The following is a 19,169-nucleotide window of genomic DNA, read 5'->3' as shown; positions in this document are numbered from 1 at the left end:
TCAGTTCTTTCTCTTCGTCTTGTTCAACGGCCCGTTCCTCTTCGTCTTGGGTAACGGCCCGGCATCAGGAAATGCCGGTGTGGAACCAGGCGATGACGACGCGGGTATATTCAGCGGCCAGGCGAGCATCTCATCGATCGCCCTCTTCCGCTCGGCACCGAGTTCCTGCTGCACGTCGGGGTTCTCCAGGCGTTCGGCCTCCAGGCCGGCAAGCGCTGCCCTCCTCGCGGCCTCGACCTGCCCGGGGTTCGGCGGCTTGGGTGTGAACTGCTTGCGGTAATGCAGCAGGTCGCCGTTTTCACCCTTGTAGTAAACCTGATAACGCCGCGGGGCGCCGACGGCCACGTCATGTTCAGTGTCCTTGTCGGCGGTGAGGAAGGCACCGCCATGCGTTATGCCTTCGGCGGCAAGAAAGGCGTTCAGCTGCTCCCTGATATAGGTGTAAGAACCGGCAGCATCGGGCGGGTAGGTCTTTTCGGGTGGCAGATAGGTGACGACATTCGACCCCTCCGGTGAGAATTCGGACGTGCCGTAGCGGCGCTGGATGCGATCGCTCGCGAGTATCTGCGCCGACTCGAAGTTCCAGTGGGCATTGGCATCGGAAATGCTATCTGCCAGTATTTCCTTGTAGTCGCTGACGAGCGTCGCCTCCTGTTGCCGGCTGTTGCCCAAACGGGGAGGGATGGAGGACCAGGTCTTTCGGAAGAGCCACTGGATATTCTCCGTGCGCGCCATAGCGTCGATCGTAAACTTCATCCCCGGATCATCCATCAGTGCCGCACGCCTTCGAACCGCTTCGGGATCCTTTTGATCGATAACCCGCTTCGCGGCTTCATCCGGCGTCAGGCCGATGCTGTTAAGGTAGTGGGAATAGAGGACCACATCGTCGGCGATTTTCGAGCCGTCCGTCACACGCGCCAGCGCGCCGGGATCGACGAGCGAAATCCGGTTTCCCAGATCGAGCGCCTCGCGTACGCCGTCGAGTTTACCGCGCGTCAGCTTGAGGCGCAGATCATCGAAGACCGCAGTCGGCACCGCGCCCGTCTGGCGGATCAGGTTGAGCAGCAGCGGATCGCGTTGCGATGGCTCGTCAAGATGCGCGGAGATCGCGGCCCAGACGCCGTCATTGGCCTTGCGGCCTTCATCGGTATAGACATCAATGGCGAGCTTGCCAGCATGGAACGCCGCAACATTGAGGCTCGTCGCCAGCGCCTCCTTCTTCTTCTCGTCGAGAGTGCCGATCAACGCGGCCTTGTCGCCGGCATCGACGACCGTATCCTCCTTGATGTCGCGGGGCGTCAGCGTGCTATCACCATTGTCGATACGCTGGCGATAAGCCTCGGCCTGGGCCACCTGCATCGCCTTTTCCCGCAACGTCTGCTGCATTTCGGCGTCGCGCATGGCATCGGCCGCACTTTCGCGGATCTCGGCGGCATAGGCCGGCGGCAGGGCGCTGAGGGCGCTTTCGACGGCCGGGGAGAATTGCGGTCCGGCAGGCTGCGGCGGCGCTTCTGCACCTGACGTCGTGGCGGAAGCGCCGGGCGCGACAGGTGCTGCGGAAGTGCCGGTCGCCGCAGGCTGCGGAGCAGAAGCCCCCGCAGAAGCACCTCCCGGAACAGCCCCCGCCGCTGCAGGAGCCGCCAGCGGCGCCAACCTTGCGGCCGCCAGGCGTCTCGCAAATTCCTCGTCGGAAATCTTCTTCAGACCTTCCCATGTCGTCGCCAGATTGCGGCGGATCGAAGCGAAATTGCCGTCGGCGATATCGCGCGCCAGATCGCGGCCGGCATTCGTGCGGTAATCGGCCTGCGCGATCCAGGCGGCGGCGCGGTCCTGCGAGGCGGGGGAAAAATCCGTCAGGCCGAGCGCCGTTGCGGCCCGCTCCCACGTTCCCCTGACGATCTGGTAGCGGCCGGTTGCCGTCGTCGTGCCGCCGGCGCCAATGAACCCCGGATGGGCGGCATAATCGCTGATGCGCTGGCCGCCGTTCATCATGTCGTATGCCGGCGATTCCGTGCCTGATATGACGGAGAGCAGCGCATACTGATCATGGCTGAGGCCGGTTGCCGCAAACTGGCCCGGCGCGGGATTGGAAGCGTTGAAATGCGCCGCATCCGCCCCCGCCGCCCGCTTCAGATCGGGTTTCAGCCTGTCGAGCAGCACCATATGGTCCTGCGGGGTGATGTCGGCAGCATGGCGGGTCGCATATCCGGCGGCCTTGATCGCGTCGCTTTCGCCAATGTGCAGGGCAGTTTGCAGGCGCGCATTGCTGATATAGGTCGTCCGCTCCAGCTCTGCCCGCTCCTTGCCCCAGCCTTCCTTGGCGCCGCGGGCATCGAGCTCCTTGACGCCGAGGCCGACGTAGCCGTTCCAGCGCGCCTCGTCGTCAGGCGTCTGGATGGCCTGAAGCGAAAAATTTTCGGCCGCCGCCGTGTGTTCCTGCACCAGCCATTTCTTGGTCTCTTCGGATTTCCTGATCACGCCGGAGCGCAGCGCATCGATTTCGAAAGGAGCGACCTGCCTGTCGAACCGCTCTTTTTGCGCCGGCGACATCTTGGCGGCGATATTGCCTTTCAGGCTTTCCACGCTCTTGCGATAGGCATCGAACCCTTCGACCGCCTGCCGGCCCTCGGCATTCGCATAGCCGGTATCGGCATCGTAAAGAAGCTTGTCCTTTTGCTGCAGCCATCGGTTGGCGGCATCGCTGACGACGGCGTCGTCGCGCATCTCCTGGACACGCTGCACGGCTTCGGCGGCGGTCTCCATGCCGCTGGCCACGGATTGCAGCCCCTTGCCGATCGCCGAGCCGAAGGCATCCGCCGTCGCGCCGCCGGCAAGGGTTTCGGTATATTCCGGCCGCAGCGCGACGCGGTCCTGATTTTCCTGATAGAGGGGGACTTTCACCACTGATGCAGCCTTTCGCCTGATGTCGATGATCACGGAGACCATCACAGAGAAAGGTTGAGTCCGAGACAGACGGCGGGAGAAAGTCGGGGCGGTTAGGTTTTGCGGCCCCACAGGATCCATAGGGGACGGTTCAGCCGCAGCAGCTCAACTGCAGCATTTGGCGCCGGCCGAAGGTCCGCAGCAGGCGGATGCCTGCGCCTGCTCGGCGAGCCAGCGGTCGCGCGGCTTGCAGCTTGCCGGGCGGGCTACGAGCTCGACATGGATGGCGCCGGCGCGCAAAATCGGCATGGACGCGCAATAGAGCTGCATCGGCTGCGCGCCGTCGCTGACTTCGAAGGTCAGCCTGGCGGAATCGTCGAGCGCCACATGCTCCGTCACCTTGCGGATGATCGCATGGAATTTGCCTGATGGCATATGGGTGCGGTCGTTCTCTTCGATATCCCAGAGCTGGATGAAGATTTCACTCCAGGCTTCCGGATTGGCGCCGCAATCGAGCGCCGAAAGCCGCCCGGCCTTGACCTCGGTCACGTGATAGCCCGGCTTCACCGGATGGCCGCCGTAATAAAAGATCAGCGGCGAATCCATGGCGGCGGACAGGATGCTCATCAATTCGCCGAGGGAGATGTCTTCCTTCCGCATTTTGCCGTTGTCGATCGCGTTCATTTGCGCTATCCCTCGTTTCAATGATTCAAGGATTGTTGAAATATGGATCAACGTCAAGCCCTCATCGCATTCGGTGCGCTTTCCCAGGAAACCCGATTGCACATCGTCCGCATGCTCGTCGTCGCCGGGCCTGACGGAATGGCCGCCGGCGCGATTGCCGAAAAGGCCGAGGTATCGCCATCGAACGTCTCCTTCCACCTGAAGGAGCTGGAACGTTCCGGCCTGCTCGCCCAGCAGCGGGAATCCCGGTCGATTATCTACACGGCCAATTTCGAGGCGCTTGGCGGCCTCGTGCGCTTCCTGATGGAAGACTGCTGTGCCGGCCATCCTGATATCTGCGCCCCGGCCGCCGAGGTTACTGCCTGCTGCACGCCAAAATTGGAGGAGAAACTGCAATGACCGCCGATCGCGTTTACAACGTGCTGTTTCTCTGCACCGGCAATTCGGCCCGCTCGATCCTTGCGGAATCGATCTTGAACGCGGAAGGCAAAGGCCGCTTCAAGGCCTATTCCGCCGGCAGCCAGCCGAAGGGCGAGGTCAATCCGCATGCGCTGAAAGAGCTTGCCGCGCTCGGCTATCCCGCAACGGGCTTCCGCTCGAAGAGCTGGGATGAATTCGCCGAACCGGGCGCACCGGACATGGATTTCATCTTTACCGTCTGCGACAGTGCCGCCGGCGAAGCCTGCCCGGTCTGGATCGGCCATCCGATGACGGCCCATTGGGGCGTCGAAGACCCCGCCGCCGTCGAAGGCAGCGAAGCAGAAAAAGCCCGCGCTTTTGCTGAGGCCGCCCGCTTCCTCAAGAACCGCATCATGTCCTTCATCGGCCTGCCGCTTAATTCGATCGACAAACTGGCGCTGGAATCGCATCTGCGCCAGATCGGCGCGATGGAAGGCGCCAGCATCAAGCAGTCCAGGGCGAGCTGATGGGTTTCGATCTCAATCAACAGGCCCTTAATCAGCAGGCCCTCGATCAGCAGGTTATAGACGGCGATGACGACGGCCTTCGCGCCGCACTTTCGGGCGCCGGGCTTCCGGTCGACGACCTGACGGAGGCCGGCCGACGCTTCTACCGGTTTTCGCAGGGTGGCGACACGGTCGGCTTCGGCGGGCTGGAACTCCATGGCGAGGCAGCACTCCTGCGTTCCATCATGGTCCTGCCCGATCGGCGAGGCTTCGGTTTCGGCCATGCCATCACATCAGGCCTGCTCGGCCTGGCCCGCGGACAAGGCGCGGCTTGCGCCTATCTGCTGACGGAATCGGCCGCTCCCTTCTTCCAGTCGCTCGGCTTCCGTCCGATCGCGCGCGATGAAGCGCCGGGCGAAATCCTTGCGACGCGCCAGGCAGCCGACCTATGTCCGGCATCCGCCTCCCTGATGGTACGGGGCCTGCCTTTATGAACGCGGCATTTCCCCTGTCGCGGCAGCTCACCGCCGAGGCGCTCGGCACGCTCCTGCTCGTCGCGACCGTCGTCGGCTCCGGCATCATGGCCGACAGCCTGACCGACGATACGGCGCTCGCGCTGCTGGGCAATACGCTGGCGACAGGCGCAATTCTCGTCGTGCTGATCACCATACTAGGGCCGATCTCCGGCGCGCATTTCAATCCTGTCGTCTCGATGATCTTTGCCATCAGGCGGGAACTGCCCAGTTCTTCGTTAGCGCTTTATATCACCGCGCAGGTCCTTGGCGGGATTGCCGGAACGGTGCTCGCGCATGGCATGTTCGCCCTGCCCTTGCTGCAGACGTCGGAAACCGTGCGATTCGGCGGCGCGCAGTGGCTCTCTGAGGCGACGGCGACCTTCGGGCTCATCTTTACCATCCTCGCCGGCATCCGGTTTCGCACCGACGCCGTGGCGTGGCTGGTAGGGCTCTATATCACCGCCGCCTATTGGTTCACCGCTTCCACCGCATTTGCCAATCCGGCCGTCGCCATCGCCCGATCGCTGACGCACACGTTTTCCGGCATCCGGCCGACCGATCTGCCGGGCTTCATCGTCGCGGAAATCCTCGGCGCGCTTCTGGCGCTGATCTTTGCCGGATGGCTGCTGATGCGGCGAGACTGGAGCAACGCGTGAGCCCGAAATCCATATGAGCCAGCGCGTTCCGCTTTCTGCCGTGCTCGGGCTCGGCATCACGCAGATCATCGGCTACGGCACCCTCTATTACAGTTTCAGCATCCTCGCTCCCGATATGGCCGCGCAGTTTGCATGGTCGAGCGAATGGGTCTTCGGCGCGCTTTCGGCCGCGCTTCTCGCCGGCGGCCTAACTGCGCCGTGGCTGGGTGCCCTGTTCGACAGGATCGGCGCCGGCCGGGTGATGACGGCAGGCTCCCTGGCGGCGGCTGTGGCTCTGACGGCCTGCGCCTTCGCGCCCGGCAGGGCAGCCTATGTTGCCGCCCTGATCGCGATCGAGATCTCCGCCAACCTCGTTCAATATGGCGCGGCCTTTGCGCTGCTCGTGCAGATCCGCCCGCAGGTCGCTTCCCGCAGCATCACCTACCTGACGCTGATTGCCGGATTCGCATCGACGATCTTCTGGCCGATCACCACGGCGCTGCATTCCCATCTCAACTGGCAGAACGTCTATCTGGTCTTCGCCGCCCTCAATCTCGTCGTCTGCATGCCGATCCACGCCTGGCTCTCGAAGAGCGCCACCAGCCCGAGGCAGGTAGCATCGACTGCCGCTCCGCATGTCGAAGGCAGCCTGCCGCCTGCCCGCCGGCGGCTCGGCTTTGCTATCATGGTCACGGGCTTTTCGCTGATGTCGCTTTCGAGCTCCGCCGTGCTCGTGCATCTGGTGCCGCTTCTCTCCGGCCTCGGGCTCGGCGCGACGGCGGCGCTCGTCGGCACACTGTTCGGCCCGTCGCAGGTCAGCAGCCGGCTGATCAACATGGTCTTCGGCAAGAACCTGCCGCCGCTCCATCTCGCCGTCGTTGCGGCGATGCTCATTCCGGGCGGCGTGCTGGCGCTGCTCTTCTCGGCTCCATCCATGCCGGGAGCCATGGTTTTCGCCGTCATCTTCGGCATGGGCAACGGCCTGCTCAGCATCGTCACCGGCACGCTGCCGCTGCACCTCTTCGGAAGCGAGGGCTACGGCAAGCGGCAGGGGAAAATGATGGCCGCGCGGCTGATCCTCTCCGCGCTTGCGCCCTTCGTCCTCGCCTTCGCGATGCAGAACCTGGGGGTCGCGCCATCGCTCGCCATCACGGCGGCCCTCGGCGGACTTTCGATCGTCGCCCTGATATCGATCGCCGCATTACGATGACCGGCCGAGACGGTAGGATTCAGGTTCCCGCCGACAGATCGAAGCGCCCGGTCTGTGATTGCGGGGACTGCATAGGATGCAGGAGATGCAGGAGCACTTTTTTACGCCCTTTAGAAAATGTCATTTCTTACCTGTCATATAAGGAACTGACATTTCCCGCGTAGGGTAGAAAAAATCCCCTTCATCTCCTGCATCTCCTGCATCCTATGCGCCCGGTCCACGATCGCAGTTGCCGCCGAGCGCAAAGACGTGTCGGCACGACCGCATATCCCGCGGCTCATCTCCGCACGAAGCCCCTTTCGATATGGGAAGCTGCCCGCGAAGAGCATCGAACGGCCGAGGCATAGGAGCCTATCGCTCCGAAGCGGCGTCCTGACGAAACCAAGGCGCCGCCGGTCAGCTGAGCCTCGTTTCGATCTTCCAAAGGGCAGTGTTGAGCCTGTTCCTCCCCGCCTGGACGATCATCTGGCCATTGACGATCCGTCCGGAATACTTGCGCAGGAAGCCACTGAAGCGATGGGTGTTCAGGCGGCCTTTCTCGATATAGTCCGAAAGCGCATGGACCAGCCCTTCATGGCGACGGTTGCCGATGGGATCGAAGGCGCCCTCGTCCACCATCTTCGCAATGTCGACGGCAGTCCACGACTTGCCTGTCGGCAGCGCTGAAATGATCGCCGACGTTCGCTCCCTTTCCGGATCATCGTCGCGGATCTTGGCTGCGTTGCCGAGCGGATCGGGCAAGCCCAGCCAGACGAGTGCGGAGCGAACGAGATCCGACCACTGCTCGAAGGAGCCGAGTGCCGGCGTGACCTTCTCTGCCCGGTTGGCGACGAAGGCGCGCAGGAGCGTCAGGGCCGCCGTGACGATCTCCACCCGCAGCCGGCGGGTATCCTCGATGACGTCGCTCTCGAAGACGCGCTCCTCCGGCCGCTCGACGCCGGCATCGAGATTGATCTGCACCACGCGCCGCGTCAGGTCGCCGGCAAAGCGCAGGCCGTTGCCAGTGGCGCAGAGCATCGTTACCGTCGGCGCATCGACGGTGCGGCTTTCGCCGAGCGGGCGTATATTGACTTCGTCCTGGGTCAGCACCTGGCAAAGGTAATCGGAGCGAACTGCTACCGACACGTTGTCCAGGCTGATGAAGGCATCGCCCTGCATCAGCCGCGCCTGAAGGACCTTGCGCAGCTCTTCCTCGTCGGGCGGATACGAATTGACCGGTGCAATGCGTCCCGTCGCCAGGATTGCGGCGACATCCACCAGCTTGGACTTGCCGGTGCCGGGCGCTGTCGCGCTGACGCCGAAGAGCGGCGCGGTATTGAGGCATGGACGGATGATGGCCGTCAGGATCAGGGCCACGGCTGCCGAGCGGTCGACATCGCTGACGAAGGGGAAGCTCGAAACAAGCGTCTCGATGCGTGCCAAGGCTGCTGCCGCATCGGCCTTGCCGGGGCATTCGGGGATATCGGGCCATGACCTGTCGGATTCGAACAGGATGCCGGATTGGGGATCGAACCCCTTGGCGCTGATAAGAGTGCCGTCGCTGCGCATCGTCGGGGTGGAAACGATGGCCTTGAGCTGCGGAAACCGCCATTCCCCTCGCCGCGCGATGACGGCTCTCGCGACGAGCAGCGGGCACGAGGCGGGCCGCCAGCCCTCGACCGTCCGCGCATCCGGTTTAAGCCAGCGGATGGTCCTGGTGAAGATTTCGAGCAGGGAGATTTCCTCGGCCGGCACGAGCATCGACCTTTCCGCCCCGGCTATGCGCACCAGGCGGAAGAGGGCCGCGCCGCGGGCATAGAGCGGCACGCCTGCCTCGAACGCGATATCGCAGGCGCGGGTCACGATGTCGGAGAGATCGGCCTCATGGAAAGGGAGGGTCGGCCGGTCGTCTCCCGCCGCATCAGGGAGCAGCGCGTCGTCGGCGAAGACAGGCTTTTGCGGCTCCGCGGGGCCGATGCGCCCGGCCGGCGCCGGCGCCTCGACTTCGGCCTGGGCGGCCTGTGGCACGAGGGAGCGCATCGTTTCGCGCATGAAGGCATCGATCTCGGCCTCGGTCCATCCGTCATCGAGCGCATCGGCGCAATCCCAGCCGCGGTAGGGACGCAGGCCGACGCGCCAGTCTTCGAAACGATAGGCCGTGCTGTCGCCGGCGGCATCGATATCGGCAAGGCCAACGAGCCGGACGCGAGCCCCGAGGTCGATCAGCTGCAGCGCGACTTCATTTGCCGCCGCGATGCCTGGGCGATCGAAATCCGGCCAGATGACCACGTCGCGGCCCGCCAGCGGCGACCAGTCGGTATGCTTGACGCCCTGTGTGCCGCCCGCCCAGGACACAACCGTTTGCCTGGCTGACCCGCGCAGCCGATCCCGGCACTTCTCGCCCTCGACGATCATCACTTCTCCGCCGCCGAAATCTGGGCCGATCTCCTCCAGGCCGTAGATCGGCCGCAGCTTCGGGAAGGGATAGCGGCACCATGTTTGGGCTCCATCGGCCAGGCGCACGAACATCACCATCGGCGTTTCCTTGCCTCCGTCAGGCAGATCGCGGCGCAGGACATAGCCGAGAAGCGACCCGTCGGCGCGGCGATAGGGAAAGACCATCGAGGGCGCGAAGACGCCCCATTCGGAGCGCTCGCCCTTGCGCTTGGGATTATAGAGCCTCACCCGCGCACCGGCCTGCAGCCGCTCCGCCGGTGGGGCGATCGGCACGATGCCCTCATAGGCGTCCCGTGCCCGAACCTGCCGCGGCCGCATATCCAGCCGGCCGTTGCTGCCTCCGCCCAGGATGCGGATCGCTTCTGGCAGATCGACGCCCTTCACCTCGCGGACGAAATCCAGGACATCGCCCTTCCTGCCGCAGCCGAAACAATGGAAACGCTCTATTCCATCGTGCGCTATGAAAATCGTGAACGACGGCGTGTCTTCGGCATGGAAGGGGCAGCAGGTTTCGAATTCCCGGCCGTTGCGGGCAAGCGTGTATCCATATTGCGAGACGGTCGAAGACAGCGACACGTCGCGGCGCAGACGCTCGATATCGTCGGGTTCGCCGGAAGGTGGGTGTGAATGTGTTGGTGACATGAAATTATCCGTGTGAAATGTGCGAATCGTCTTTTGCGTTTGACGCATCACCCGTGGCCCCCTCATCCGACCCTTCGGGCCACCTTCTCCCCGCTGGGGAGAAGGGACGAGCCGCGGCGTCCGTTTCCCCTTCTTCCCCATGGGGAGAAGGTGCCCGAAGGGCGGATGAGGGGGCTACAAGCACAAGGCCCGCCGTCAAAAAACGATCTCAGGCCCCTCGATGGCAGCAGCGAACAGCATGTCGCCGCCAAGCCGCTAATCCGCAGCCCGGACGTTCTGATCGACGAACTGCTTGATATCCGCGGGGCGGAACAGCGTGCGCGAACCGAGCTTGACGAAGGGAAGCCGGCCGCCTTTCATCTGCCGGTAGATGCTGGCGCGGCTGATGCCGGTCGCTTCGGTGACTTGCTTGATGTTGAGCAGGATTTTCGGGGTGACTTCCACCATATCTCTCCAGGTCTGGTCGTGTGCCTGGCCGTATCCGTAGAGGCGGATGGTTGTCGGCACGAAGTCATGCCGGTCGGGAACAAGCGCGCGCCGGCGCAGTTCCCTTTGCATGACAAAAGCAGCGGCAAAAACAGGCACGATCCGCATCGGCATATCGGGATGGACCTATGCGCCCTGGCGCGGCGTCTTCTACCCGAAGGGGCTGGCGCAGAAGCGCGAGCTTGCCTACGCTTCGCGGAAGTTCGCTTCCATCGAGATCAACGGCACATTTTACGGGCTGCAGAAGCCGGATGCTTTTGCCAGCTGGCGCGACGAGACGCCTGACGGTTTCGTCTTTTCGGTCAAGGGTTCGCGCTACATCACCCATCTGAAGCGCCTTCGCGACATCGAGAAGCCGCTTGCCAATTTTCTGGCCTCGGGCCTGCTGCGCCTGGGACCGAAATTGGGGCCGATCCTCTGGCAGTTTCCGCCAAGGCAGAAATTCGATGCCGAGCTCTTCGACAACTTCCTGGCAATGCTGCCGAGGGATACCGATGCTGCGGCCGATATGGCGAAACAGCACGACGAACGGCTAGACGGCCGCGCCTGGACGAAGAGCGAGAGGACGCAGCCGATGCGCCATGCGCTGGAAATCCGCCACGACAGTTTCTGCGCGCCCGAATTCATCGAACTCATGCGCAAGCACAAGGTCGGACTGGTGGTTGCCGATACGGTGGAATGGCCGCTCCTGATGGATGTCACAGCCGATTTCATCTATTGCCGGCTGCATGGGTCAGAGCAGCTCTATGTCAGCGGCTATGACGACGAATCGCTCGATCGCTGGGCCGGGCGCATCGATGCCTGGGCGCACGGCATCGAGCCCGACGACGCCAACCGCATCAAGCCGCCGTTGCAGCGCTCGGCTCGTGGCCGCGATGTCTATGTCTATTTCGACAATGACGCGAAGGTGCGTGCGCCGGCCGATGCCCGCTCGCTCGCCGCGAAGCTCGATGTCGCTCTGCCGCCTGACGACAGTGTCACCGTCAAGCCGACACGCCGTGGCGGAAAGCCCGTCACCGAGGAGCCGCGCCAGCATTGGCCGGCGCTGCGGTCTGCGCCATAAACCAGCTTAAACCAGCACCGGCTGATCAGTCCGGTCTTCGGCGCCGAAGAATTTCAGATAGCGTTCCACCTTCCAGTCGGCCACCCATTCCGGCGCGTCGCGCAGGAAGGCGGCGGTGCCGAAGGCGTCAGGCAGGACGATTGAGAGGTTGCCGAAATAGAGCTTGTCCAGTCGCGCAGCACTTTGTTGGGCGCGTTCCTGGGCTGCTCGTCCGTCTAGGCAAGGGCAGCGGCCACCATCGGGAGCTCGTGGGCATTGGTGCCGACGCTTCGAGATCGGAATCCATAGCCCGCAATACATTGCCGGTGTCGGTAAAGGCTGGACCGATGCCTTCCTCAGCGCTTCCACGCACCAGCACTGCCGGAGGAAGCTGTGGCGGCGGCGTCCTCTTTCATTCGGGAGCAAGTGCGCGCCGGCCCCTTGCATGACAAGAGCGGCGACGCATGGGCTATCGGATGGACGGAATAAATAAATTGTGTGGCGCCCCGTTTAGTCTGCACTTATGACTGCGATATCGGCCGCTTTTCCTGGCGGCGGCGGATAAAGGGGAGCTGGGCATGCGTGTTGCGGCGGTCGAAAATCAGGTGCGGCGAATCGTGGCTGATTTCAACGCCGGCCGTTTGGACCAGGCGATGTCCTTGTGTGAGACAAGCTTGCGGCAAAATCGGAGCGACCCGACCCTTAACCACCTTTTCGCGGCGATTCTGTTCGGCAAGGGCGATGCTGCAAAGGCGAGCATCCATATTGAAATTAGTTTGGCGGACACGCCTGATAACGCGCCCGGCCGACTGCTTGCCGGCCGTATCGCGCGGTCGTTGCGAGATTTCGACCGAGCTATATTTCACCTCAGTCGCGCTGCCACATTGTCTCCGAGTGTCGAAATTCTCCTTGAACAGGCTCGTACTTTCGATGCCGCCGGCGATCGCAACCGGGCAGCCGGCGCTTGGAGGGCATTGAGCCGTGCCAACCCTGCTTCGCTGGAGGCTGCCGCGCGCCTCGGTCGGATACTTTTTGAAGACGGGTCGCCCGATGCCGCGGCTGCGGTACTCGAAGGTGTGGCGGCAGTCGACAGATCTGCCTCAATGTGGTTTGACCTGGGGCTGGTGAGGCAGGATTTGCACGACTTGGCTGGTGCGGCCGAAGCTTATCGCAAAGCGCTGGAACAGCGGCCTGACGATGCAGAGGCAGCCGTCAATCTCGGCATCGTGTTGCAGGATATGGGTGAGATTGACGAGGCCATCGCGGCTTATCAGGCAGCCTACAGCCTGCGACCCGATACATTGGGTGCGATCGCCATGTCGCTAACGTCGGCACCGCGAGGCCAGCTATGGCTGGATCGAGAGGTCTTGAAGCGAATGCTCAAATCTTAGGTGCAGCTCACATTCAAGCCGATTCTGGCGCTGAACGCGGACGCTTTACGCGGAAATGCTTTCGGTAGACTCCGGGATTGGCGAGAACCTCGGCGACGGTTTTCTCGTAGGCAGTGTTGTGCGTCCCATCGAAATATTCAAAGATCACATCGGGAGCTGCGCGCGGTACCGGAAAGCATTGTGCAATCGGGGTGCCCTTTGGCAGAACCCCTGAAAAATGAGGATCGGTCCAGATTGCCGGGAAGTTGATCCCCGCATCATAAAAGCGATCTGAATCCACGACACCCGTCAGCAAACGGAAGGGAAGCTCGTTGCGATTGACCGGGTGCATGGCGAAAAGTGACCATCCCTCCTCCAGTTCGATCGTCCAAAAGCTGTTGAACTTCACCGCTGCCAAGCCGTTGGCAAACGGCGCGCCAGCAAGCTGCTCAGCAACATGAAAGCTGAGCGGAGATCGCGGATGACCTTCGGTCGAGGGCTCTGGGATAACCCAATCCCATGCGAAGACACCGCTTCGAACGGTTACGTCGCACGGGAGCAGAATCATAAAACCATGGGACATGGCGTCAACAAAGGGAGGGCACTGCTTTACGGTCCGAATTTCCCGGCCGTGAATCTCGGAATGTGCCTTCGCGGGCATGCTACGGAGCCAGTCCGGCAGAATGCTGCGAGCTGGAACGGGGCGAGGCAGATGGTCGACAAGCGCAGGATCACAGCGAAACACGACACGCATTGGATTGCCTCGAGATGTTAACGAAGAAGTGCCGCTCAAATGTCGGAAGACTCGGCGTTAGCAGAACCTAGAACTGCCGGTGATGCAAGTGGGCTTGGGAGGAGGACGCATGGCAATCGCTCCCACGCGGGGTCGAAGGGAATGAAGCCGCCGCTGCACGTCCCTTCTCCCTCGAGGGTCCGAAGGACGCGTCGAGACCCGCGGCGCGACCCCGGTCAGATGGCTCGAAGAGCCCCCATCAGAGTGTTACGCCGCCCGTCCGGCCGTCAGAAATGACCGCTGCTTTAAACCAGCACCGGTTGATCAGTCCGATCCTCGGCGCCGAAGAATTTCAGATAGCGCTCCACCTCGGCCGGCTCGCCGGTCGCCTTCTGCGGGTTGTCCGAGAGCTTGACGGCCGGGCGGCCATTGGCGTCGCTGACCTTGCAGACGATGGAGATCGGCAGGAAATCGGACGTATCTGTCGGCGCGCAGCCGGCAAAGTCATTCGTCAGATTGGTGCCCCAGCCGAAGCTCATGCGCACGCGGCCCTCGAAATGCTTGTAGGTGTCGATGATGGCATCGACATCGAGGCCATCGGAAAAGATCAGGAGCTTCTGGCGCGGGTCGCGGCCCATCTTCTTCCACCAGTCGATGATCTTCTCGCCGCCTTCGATCGGCGGGGCGCTGTCCGGGCGGAAGCCGGTCCAGTCGGCCACCCATTCCGGCGCGTCGCGCAGAAAGGCGGCGGTGCCGAAGGCGTCCGGCAGCACGATCAGCAGGTTGCCGCCATAGAGCTTGTTCCAGTCGCGCAGCACCTTATAGGGCGCGTTCCTGAGCTGCTCGTCGGTCTCGGCCAAGGCAGCGGCCACCATCGGCAGCTCGTGGGCGTTGGTGCCGACGGCTTCGAGATCGGAATCCATAGCCAGCAATACATTGCTGGTGCCGGTGAAGGCCGGGCCGATGCCTTCCTTCAGGGCTTCCACGCACCAGCGCTGCCAGAGAAAGCTGTGGCGGCGGCGGGTGCCGAAATCGGAGATCCGCAAGCCCGGCAGTTCACGCAGTTTCTCCACCTTGGCCCACATCTTGGCCTTGGCGCGGGCATAGAGCACGTCGAGCGTGAAGGGGCCCATCGCCTTCATGGCGGCGCGCGAACGCAGCTCGTTGATGATGGCAAGTGCCGGGATTTCCCACATGGTCGTTTCCTTCCACGACCCATGGAAATCGAGCACATATTGCCCGTCCTTCTTGGAAAGCTCGTATTCCGGCAGCTGGAAATTGGAGAGCCAGGCGAGGAATTCCGGCTCGAAGATCTGGGCGCGGCCATAGAAGCTGTTACCGGCAAGCCAGATCATCTCCTTCTTGGCGAGCCGCAGCGTGCGCGCATGGTCGAGCTGCTCGCGCAGCTCGCCTTCGTCGATCTCGTCGGCAAGGCGCACGCGCTTGGTGCGGTTGATGAGGGTGAAGGAGGCGCTGACATCTGGATAGAGCTTCCAGATCATCTGCAGCATCAGGAGCTTGTAGAAATCCGTATCGATCAGACTGCGGACGATCGGATCGAGTTTCCAGGTATGATTGTAGACGCGCCTTGCGATATCGGTCCTGGCCATGAAACTCCTGCCTGTCCGTCCATCCGGTCAGGTGCGGCCCTGTTACGGCCAGCGCACGAAACCGGCTCGTGCGCCTTCTTATCGAAAAATAGATCGGCAAAGTCCAGAAAAAACAACAGGCAACGTCCCGCAGCCGGAATGGCTGCAGGACGTTGTTCAACTGTGTGCTATCCGCCCGCTATTGCGCAGGTGCGGCCGGCTGGGCCGGGGCGGTGGCGCCGTTCTGCGGCGGCTTTGCCGGAACCCCGGACTGCATCTGCTGGCCCGGCTGCTGCGGAGCGACGTCATTGGCCTCCTTCTTGCCCCAGATCTCGACGGGGATCCAGACGAGGAAGGCGAGCACCAGGGCGGCAATCAGCACGGCGAGGATGCGGGAACCGGTACGGCCCTGCTTGGCCTTCACGGGCGAAATCTGTTCTTCGGCATGAAGCTTTTGATCGGACTTTTCCCAGCGCGTTTCCGTAGGGGTCATGATCGTCTCCTTCCGGTAAGCCGCAAGCCGCGCCTGCGGAGCTTCCGGAAACAAACGAGAAGCGATGGAGGATGGTTCCGAAGGGGTCAGTACCCCGCCTCACGGTCGACGACGAATTGCAGCGGCTCGCCGCGCTCGAAGCGGGCGATCTGGGTCTCGACATGGCGGAAAAGCGCGTTTTCTTCCGAGATCGCCGCGTCATGAGGGGTGATGAAGACATTCTCCAGATGCCAAAGCGGGTCGTCCGCCGGCAGCGGCTCGACCTCGAAGACATCGAGCGAGGCGCCGCCGAGCACGCCGGCCTCGATCGCGGCAACGATATCGGCCTGCACCTGGCTCTTGCCGCGGCCGGCATTGATGAAGACGGGCTTGCCGAGCGCGCCGCCCTGGCGCAGCCTGGCGAAGAAGGCCTTGTCGTAGAGGCCTGTCGTATCCGGCGTCAGCGGCAGAAGGCCGACGACGATATCGGTCTTCGCCAGGAAGGTACCGAGCTCGGGACCGCTGAAGGTTTCGATGCCCTCAACCTCTTTCTTCGAGCGCGACCAGCCGATGACGTTGAAGCCCATGACGCGGAGCTTGGCGATGGCATCCTGGCCGAGAATGCCGAGGCCCATGACGCCGACGGTGATTTCGGCAGCTTCCGGCGGCACGAGCTTGCCCCAGACGCGGTTCTGCTGGTCGCGGTCATGCTGGCGCTGGAGCCGCAGATGCATGAGGCACTGCATGACCACCCATTCGCTCATGCGCGTCGTCAGGCTGCGATCGACGAAGCGGACGATCGGAAGATCGGGCAGGTCGGGAATGGACAGGATGCTATCGACCCCGGCGCCGCCGGAGAAAAGCACCTTGAGGTTCGGCGCGCGCTTGAAGATATCGGCATCCGGCTTCCAGAGCAGCGCATAATCGATGCCGGTCAGGTCAAGCGCCTTGCTCGCGGGGTCGGCGGCATTGATGCTGCCGCGATCGGCAAAGGCGGTCTTGAGGATACGGGCGACAGTATCAGGGTCGAACTTGAGGTCGACGAGAACGGGAGGTTTTGCTGACATGATCTTCTTTGCTGGTGCCCGTCTTATTGCTGGACCGCTGCGGTCGGCACCGCCTCGATATTGAAGGCGGCGGCCATCAGCGCCCTGGTATAGTCATGCTTCGGCGCGCGGAAGATTTCCGCCGACGGCCCCTGCTCCACAACCTTGCCGAAGCGCATGACGATCACATCGTTGGCCAGCGCTTTCACCACTTTCAGGTCGTGGCTGATGAAGAGATAGGCGAGATCGTGCTTCTTCTGCAGGTCGCGCAAGAGATCCACCACCTGCGCCTGCACGCTCATGTCGAGCGCCGAGGTCGGCTCGTCGAGCATGACGAAGCGCGGCTTCAGCACCATGGCGCGGGCAATGGCGATGCGCTGGCGCTGGCCGCCGGAAAATTCATGCGGGAAGCGCCAGCGGGTGAGCGGATCGAGCCCGACCTCCTCCAGCGCCCAGCAGACGCGCTGGTCACGCTCATCGGCCGAGAGCGAACGCTCATGCACCTTCAGGCCCTCGGCGACGATATCGCCGACCGACATGCGCGGGCTCAGCGAGCCGTAGGGGTCCTGGAAGACGACCTGGAGCTGGTTGCGCAGCGGCCGCATCTCGGTGAATGAATAGTTTGCTATATCTTTTCCGACGAAGGAAATGCGGCCCTTCGAGGAGATGAGGCGGGTCAGCGCGAGACCAAGCGTGGTCTTGCCGGAGCCGGATTCGCCGACGACGCCGAGCGTCTGGCCGGAGCGCAGCGTCAGATCGATGCCATCGACCGCCTTCACGTGATCGACGATCTTGCGCATGAAGCCGGCCTTGATCGGGAACCAGACCTTGATGTCGTTGCCTTCCATGACGACGGGCCTGGAAGGATCGGTGACCGGCGGCTCGCCGCGCGGCTCGGAGGCGAGCAGGTGGCGGGTATAGTCATGCTGCGGATTGGCAAAGACCTCCTCCACCGTCCCGGTCTCGACGATCTTGCCCTTGGTCATGACGCAGACGCGATCGGCGAACTTGCGCACGATGCCGAGATCATGGGTGATGAAGAGCATGGACATGCCATGCTCGCCCTTCAATTCGCGCAAAAGTTCGAGGATCTGCGCCTGGACGGTCACGTCGAGCGCTGTCGTCGGCTCGTCGGCGATCAAGAGTTCCGGCCGGTTGGCGAGCGCCATGGCGATCATCACACGCTGACGCTGGCCGCCCGAGAGCTCATGCGGATAGGCCTTCAGGCGCTTTTCCGGCTCCCGAATGCCGACCTGGTTCAGGAGTTCCAATATCCGGGTGCGCGCGGCCTGCCCCGTCATGCCCTGATGCAGCGCCAGGATTTCGGCGATCTGCTGCTCGATCGTATGGAGCGGATTGAGCGATGTCATCGGCTCCTGGAAGATCATCGTGATGTCGTTGCCGCGTACTTCGCGCAATTCGCGATCGGAGGCCTTCAGGAGATCCTTGCCCTTGAAGAGTATCTCGCCACCCGGATGGCTGGCCGACGGATAGGGCAGAAGCCGCAGGATCGAATTTGCCGACACCGACTTGCCGGACCCGGATTCGCCGACAAGCGCCAGGACTTCGCCCTTGCCGATATCGAAGGAGATGCGGTCGACGGCGAGCGAGGTTTCGCCGCCCTGATGGAAGGCGACCGAGAGATCGCGGACGGAGAGTAGCGGTGATGTCATTGGCCTGGTTTTTTCAGGAAAGAGGAAAGAGTGGGCTCATCCGGGCGAAGAACCGTCAAGGGCCGAGCTTCCGCTGACTGCCCGTATCTGCGATGGATCAGCCGGTATTCGTCCCTTATTCCCCGATCGTCCGTCAGGATATGCGAACAGTTCGCACCGATGGCAGTCGATAGATGAATGGCATCCGGTAATTTCAGGCTGCCATATTGAGACCGCAGCACCGCAGCATATCGAAGTGTGGGCGGAGCGACTGGGAGCACTTCGAGCCAGCTGCTCGTTAGGATCAACCCTTCGTATGTGTCGATCAGACTGTCGTCATTTTGACGATATGGCGTCACCAGAAGCTCGGATAGCGTCAACTCACTCGTCACAAATTTCGGCTCGACATCAGTATCGCCTGCGGCCAGCAGTTGAGCGAGCCGATCACTCGTCTCGTCCCGCCTCTCGAATGCCATGATGAAAATATTCGTGTCGAGATAAATTCTACTGACACCTTGCATCAATCATCCCACTCATCCCGCAGCTGGCGAATTCTAGCGACCGCTTCCTCGGCACTGACCGATGGCCTGTCTTCCGCTTTTATACGCCTGATGGCGGCGAGGGTTTCGGCTCTGGTCATCGGCTTCCGCTCAATCTTCGGCAGGTTCCTGAAGCCCGGAAAAGGGTCTCTCTCCCCATCCTTGGCTTCCTCCTCAATCACCACACGCACCGTAGCGTCCTTTTCCAGGCCCTTCCGGAGTTCTTCCGGCAGCTTCGATGCAGGATAATGCTCAAACACGATCTTGTTCATCGGCCTGTGCCTCAAGAGTTGCGTCATAGCCAACCTTAGTCTGAACGCCTGCAAATGA

The 19,169-nt window shown here is 62.6% G+C and carries 18 protein-coding genes and 2 pseudogenes; 8 read left to right on the top strand and 12 right to left on the bottom strand.

Annotated features, from left to right (window positions below):
- Entirely contained in the window at positions 1 to 2,904 is a 2,904-nt protein-coding gene (locus FHX15_RS05030) for a hypothetical protein (RefSeq protein ID WP_184394272.1), read from the bottom strand.
- Between the two features lie 144 nt (positions 2,905 to 3,048).
- Positions 3,049 to 3,567, bottom strand: a complete 519-nt coding sequence (locus tag FHX15_RS05025; protein WP_184394270.1) for a DUF6428 family protein — start codon at positions 3,565 to 3,567, stop codon at positions 3,049 to 3,051.
- A gap of 42 nt (positions 3,568 to 3,609) precedes the next feature.
- Between FHX15_RS05025 and FHX15_RS05020 the strand changes: the two genes are divergently transcribed.
- The 5 genes from FHX15_RS05020 to arsK are packed head-to-tail and all read left to right on the top strand — an operon-like array spanning position 3,610 to position 6,832.
- Positions 3,610 to 3,966: a helix-turn-helix transcriptional regulator gene (locus tag FHX15_RS05020; protein WP_184394268.1), complete on the top strand. Its 357-nt coding sequence runs from the start codon at positions 3,610 to 3,612 to the stop codon at positions 3,964 to 3,966.
- Positions 3,963 to 4,493 (top strand): arsenate reductase ArsC, encoded by a 531-nt coding sequence (locus FHX15_RS05015; protein ID WP_184394266.1) that lies wholly within the window; start codon positions 3,963 to 3,965, stop codon positions 4,491 to 4,493. The genes FHX15_RS05020 and FHX15_RS05015 overlap by 4 nt, the downstream gene beginning before the upstream one ends.
- A complete protein-coding gene (gene arsN2 / locus FHX15_RS05010; RefSeq protein ID WP_184394264.1) occupies positions 4,493 to 4,966 on the top strand; it encodes an arsenic resistance N-acetyltransferase ArsN2 in 474 nt (157 codons plus the stop codon). The genes FHX15_RS05015 and arsN2 overlap by 1 nt, the downstream gene beginning before the upstream one ends.
- Entirely contained in the window at positions 4,963 to 5,643 is a 681-nt protein-coding gene (locus FHX15_RS05005; RefSeq protein WP_184394262.1) for an aquaporin, read from the top strand. The genes arsN2 and FHX15_RS05005 overlap by 4 nt, the downstream gene beginning before the upstream one ends.
- Positions 5,644 to 5,656: 13 nt before the next feature.
- Positions 5,657 to 6,832 carry an arsenite efflux MFS transporter ArsK gene (gene arsK / locus FHX15_RS05000; protein WP_184394261.1) on the top strand — a complete coding sequence of 392 codons (1,176 nt, stop codon included), beginning with the start codon at positions 5,657 to 5,659 and terminating at the stop codon, positions 6,830 to 6,832.
- A gap of 396 nt (positions 6,833 to 7,228) precedes the next feature.
- Here the strand turns inward: arsK and FHX15_RS04995 are convergent, their stop codons facing one another.
- Entirely contained in the window at positions 7,229 to 9,910 is a 2,682-nt protein-coding gene (locus tag FHX15_RS04995; protein WP_184394260.1) for a CHC2 zinc finger domain-containing protein, read from the bottom strand.
- Positions 9,911 to 9,927: 17 nt separating this feature from the next.
- Here FHX15_RS04995 and FHX15_RS31705 point away from each other — a divergent pair.
- Positions 9,928 to 10,113: pseudogene (locus FHX15_RS31705) on the top strand (hypothetical protein); the annotation flags it as partial.
- Positions 10,114 to 10,165: 52 nt separating this feature from the next.
- Here the strand turns inward: FHX15_RS31705 and FHX15_RS04990 are convergent.
- The gene (locus tag FHX15_RS04990) at positions 10,166 to 10,468 is read right to left on the bottom strand and encodes an AlpA family transcriptional regulator (protein WP_184394259.1); all 303 of its coding nucleotides are present in this window, start codon (positions 10,466 to 10,468) and stop codon (positions 10,166 to 10,168) included.
- Here FHX15_RS04990 and FHX15_RS04985 point away from each other — a divergent pair.
- Positions 10,467 to 11,459 carry a DUF72 domain-containing protein gene (locus tag FHX15_RS04985; protein ID WP_184394258.1) on the top strand — a complete coding sequence of 331 codons (993 nt, stop codon included), beginning with the start codon at positions 10,467 to 10,469 and terminating at the stop codon, positions 11,457 to 11,459. The genes FHX15_RS04990 and FHX15_RS04985 overlap by 2 nt on opposite strands.
- A gap of 72 nt (positions 11,460 to 11,531) precedes the next feature.
- On the opposite strand, the pseudogene FHX15_RS04980 reads toward FHX15_RS04985, so the two are convergent.
- Positions 11,532 to 11,843, bottom strand: a pseudogene (locus FHX15_RS04980) (nicotinate phosphoribosyltransferase); the annotation flags it as partial.
- 173 nt (positions 11,844 to 12,016) lie between these two features.
- Between FHX15_RS04980 and FHX15_RS04975 the strand changes: the two are divergent.
- Positions 12,017 to 12,829, top strand: coding sequence for a tetratricopeptide repeat protein (locus FHX15_RS04975; RefSeq protein ID WP_184394257.1), 813 nt, complete (start codon positions 12,017 to 12,019; stop codon positions 12,827 to 12,829).
- A 13-nt stretch (positions 12,830 to 12,842) separates the two neighbouring features.
- On the opposite strand, the gene FHX15_RS04970 is transcribed toward FHX15_RS04975, so the two are convergent.
- The 7 genes from FHX15_RS04970 to FHX15_RS04940 all read right to left on the bottom strand — a co-directional run bounded on the left by FHX15_RS04970 (position 12,843) and on the right by FHX15_RS04940 (position 19,111).
- Positions 12,843 to 13,469: a hypothetical protein gene (locus tag FHX15_RS04970; RefSeq protein WP_312861726.1), complete on the bottom strand. Its 627-nt coding sequence runs from the start codon at positions 13,467 to 13,469 to the stop codon at positions 12,843 to 12,845.
- A gap of 377 nt (positions 13,470 to 13,846) precedes the next feature.
- Positions 13,847 to 15,151 (bottom strand): nicotinate phosphoribosyltransferase, encoded by a 1,305-nt coding sequence (pncB, locus tag FHX15_RS04965; protein ID WP_184394253.1) that lies wholly within the window; start codon positions 15,149 to 15,151, stop codon positions 13,847 to 13,849.
- A 178-nt stretch (positions 15,152 to 15,329) separates the two neighbouring features.
- Entirely contained in the window at positions 15,330 to 15,623 is a 294-nt protein-coding gene (locus FHX15_RS04960) for a hypothetical protein (protein WP_184394251.1), read from the bottom strand.
- An 86-nt stretch (positions 15,624 to 15,709) separates the two neighbouring features.
- On the bottom strand, positions 15,710 to 16,669 hold the full coding sequence (locus tag FHX15_RS04955) for a glyoxylate/hydroxypyruvate reductase A (protein ID WP_184394249.1): 960 nt from the start codon (positions 16,667 to 16,669) through the stop codon (positions 15,710 to 15,712).
- Between the two features lie 23 nt (positions 16,670 to 16,692).
- Complete coding sequence (locus FHX15_RS04950; RefSeq protein ID WP_184394247.1) at positions 16,693 to 18,321, bottom strand: ABC transporter ATP-binding protein; 1,629 nt, start codon at positions 18,319 to 18,321, stop codon at positions 16,693 to 16,695.
- Positions 18,318 to 18,821 (bottom strand): PIN domain-containing protein, encoded by a 504-nt coding sequence (locus FHX15_RS04945; protein WP_184394245.1) that lies wholly within the window; start codon positions 18,819 to 18,821, stop codon positions 18,318 to 18,320. Before FHX15_RS04945 ends, FHX15_RS04950 begins: the two co-directional genes overlap by 4 nt.
- Positions 18,821 to 19,111 (bottom strand): hypothetical protein, encoded by a 291-nt coding sequence (locus FHX15_RS04940; RefSeq protein WP_184394243.1) that lies wholly within the window; start codon positions 19,109 to 19,111, stop codon positions 18,821 to 18,823. The genes FHX15_RS04945 and FHX15_RS04940 overlap by 1 nt, the downstream gene beginning before the upstream one ends.
- Positions 19,112 to 19,169 lie beyond the last annotated feature (58 nt).

It is taken from the genome of Rhizobium sp. BK650 (genome assembly GCF_014195325.1).
Classification (GTDB): Bacteria; Pseudomonadota; Alphaproteobacteria; order Rhizobiales; family Rhizobiaceae; genus Rhizobium.
The sequence above is the reverse complement of the archived record's forward strand: the minus strand, read 5'-3'. Positions and strand labels throughout refer to the sequence as shown.